The sequence below is a fragment of the Micrococcus sp. HSID17227 genome (assembly GCF_003989405.1).
In the GTDB taxonomy this organism is placed as follows: Bacteria; Actinomycetota; Actinomycetes; order Actinomycetales; family Micrococcaceae; genus Micrococcus; species Micrococcus luteus.
This window is the reverse complement of the sequence record NZ_RBLN01000304.1, coordinates 1-2,459: the sequence shown is the minus strand read 5'-3', so window position 1 is coordinate 2,459 and position 2,459 is coordinate 1. Positions and strand designations below refer to the sequence as shown.

The following is a 2,459-nucleotide window of genomic DNA, read 5'->3' as shown; positions in this document are numbered from 1 at the left end:
CGCGGACGCGGTGCCCGCCGACTCGGCCGTGTCCCCGGCCGCCGCGCCGCCGGGGGTGCCATCCGCGCCGCCGTCGGAGGCCAGGAACACCCCGAACAGGCCGCGGTCCGGGATGGTGCCGCCCGAGGTGACCGCGAGGCGCTGGGCGCCGGGGCGGGCGGCGAGCGTGCCGTTCTCCCGGTCCCACAGGATGCGCGGGCGCAGCTCGGCGAACTCGTCCGAGGGGTAGCGGCCGGCCAGCAGGTCGAGCACGGACTCGTAGGCGGAGAACGGCAGCGTCGCGAACGGCGCGGACCGGCGCACGAGGTCGAACCACCCCTGTGCGTCCAGGTCCGCGACGGCGACGGCGGCCACGGTCTGCTGGGCGAGGATGTCCAGCGGGTTGGCGGGGATCCGCAGCGACTCGATGCGCCCGGCCGTCATGCGCTCGGCCACGACGGCGGTGTCCACGAGGTCGCCCCGGTGCTTGGGGAAGAACACGCCCCGGGAGACCTCGCCCACCTGGTGGCCGGCGCGGCCCACGCGCTGCAGACCGGAGGCCACCGAGGGCGGCGACTCGACCTGGATCACCTGGTCCACCGCGCCCATGTCGATGCCCAGCTCCAGCGAGCTCGTGGCCACGACGCAGCGGATCTGGCCGGTCTTCAGCGCCTCCTCGACGATGGCGCGCTGCTCCTTGGACACGGAGCCGTGGTGGGCGCGGGCGAAGTCGGAGACGGTGCCCGATCCCGTGCCGGTCTGCCCGGCCACCTGGGCGGGGCCGTGGAAGCCGGTCGGGTCCGGTGTGCGGAAGCCGGGGACGGCGTCCGGGTGCTCGGCCGCGGCGGCCGCCTCGGCGCGGGCCTCCCAGATCTCGTTGAGCCGGCCGGTGAGGCGCTCGGCCAGGCGCCGGGAGTTGGCGAACACGAGCGTGGAACGCCGCTCGGCCACCAGGTCCACGATCCGCTCCTCGACGTGCGGCCAGATGGACCCGCCCGTCACCGCGCCCTCGTCGCCGAGCCCGCCCGTCGAGGAGCCGGGCCCCAGGTCGTGGGCTGCGGCGGGGGAGGAGAGGTCCGTCAGGTCCGGCACCGGCACCGTGACCGTCAGGTCCCAGCGCTTGGCCGAGGCGGGCCGCACCACCGTCACCGGCTGCGTGCCGCCGAGGAACCGGGCCACCTCGGCGGCCGGCTCGACCGTGGCGGACAGGCCGATCCGCTGCACCGGCGTGTCCAGCAGGGCGTCCAGGCGCTCGAGGGAGACGGCCAGGTGGGCGCCGCGCTTGGTCCCGGCCACGGCGTGCACCTCGTCCACGATCACCGTGCGGACCCCGGCCAGCGCCGCTCGGGCCTGCGAGGTGAGCATGAGGTACAGCGACTCGGGCGTGGTGATGAGGATGTCCGGCGGATCCTGCTGCAGGCGCCGCCGCTCGGCCGCCGGGGTGTCCCCGGAGCGCACACCCACCCGCACGCGCGGCACGGGCCTGCCCTGGTGCGCGGCGGTCTGCGTGATGCCCACCAGCGGGGCCCGCAGGTTCCGCTCCACATCCACGCCGAGCGCCTTCAGCGGCGAGACGTAGAGGACGCGGGTGGCCGCCGTCCCCTCGGTGGCGGGCTCGCGCACGAACGAGTCGAGCGCCCAGAGGAAGGAGGAGAGGGTCTTGCCCGAGCCAGTCGGCGCGATCACCAACGCGTGCCGCCCCGAGGAGATCGCGTCCCACGCGCCGAGCTGGGCCGGCGTCGGGGCCTCGAACGCGCCCGTGAACCAGGCGCGCGTGGGCTCGGTGAACCGGCCCAGGACGACGTCGGCCGCGGGCGTGGCCGTGCCCGCTGCGGTCTCCGCGGGCCCGCTCATGCGTGGTGGTACGGTCGGCCGGCGGAGATCTCCTGGGCGCGGTAGACCTGCTCCGCCAGGATCAGCCGCACGAGCTGGTGCGGGAAGACGAGCGGGGACAGGGACCAGACGCGGTCCGCGCGGGCGTGGACCCGGGCGTCCACCCCGTACGCGCCTCCGATCACCATCGTCACCGGGGCACCGACGTCGAACCGGCCCTGCAGGTGCCGCGCCAGGCCCGGCGAGTCGAACGCCGTCCCCCGCTCGTCCAGCAGGATCAGGTGCTCGTCCGCGCCGACCGCGCCCAGGATCCGGTCCGACTCCTCCGTGCGCGCCGCCTCCTCCTGCCGCGCGGAGTGCGGCAGCAGACGCCACGAGAGGTCGTAGGGCCTCTTGAGGCGCCGCTCGTAGCGGTCGATCCCGTCGACGACCCACGCCTCATGCTTCTTGCCGATGGCCAGCACCCGAACAGACATGGCCCCATGATCGCACCGGCGGCGGACAGGGTACGGGGGTCGGCCCCCGCCGCTCGGCTACGCTCGCCGGGGCGGGGTGCCTGGCTCCGCACCGGAAGGGGGCCCATGACGTCGACCGCACGGTCCGCGCGGGTGTCCCGCCGCGCCGCGCTCGGCCTCGGGAGACCGGAC

2 protein-coding genes are annotated in these 2,459 nt (G+C 75.7%); both read right to left on the bottom strand.

The features are described 5' to 3' along the window. Window positions 1-1,833: DEAD/DEAH box helicase (locus tag D8M29_RS11080; protein ID WP_127445980.1), on the bottom strand; the 1,833-nt coding region annotated here is incomplete at its 3' end. After that, the gene (locus D8M29_RS11075; protein WP_174233347.1) at window positions 1,830-2,288 is read right to left on the bottom strand and encodes a 23S rRNA (pseudouridine(1915)-N(3))-methyltransferase RlmH; all 459 of its coding nucleotides are present in this window, start codon (window positions 2,286-2,288) and stop codon (window positions 1,830-1,832) included. The genes D8M29_RS11075 and D8M29_RS11080, both read right to left, overlap by 4 nt. Window positions 2,289-2,459 lie beyond the last annotated feature (171 nt).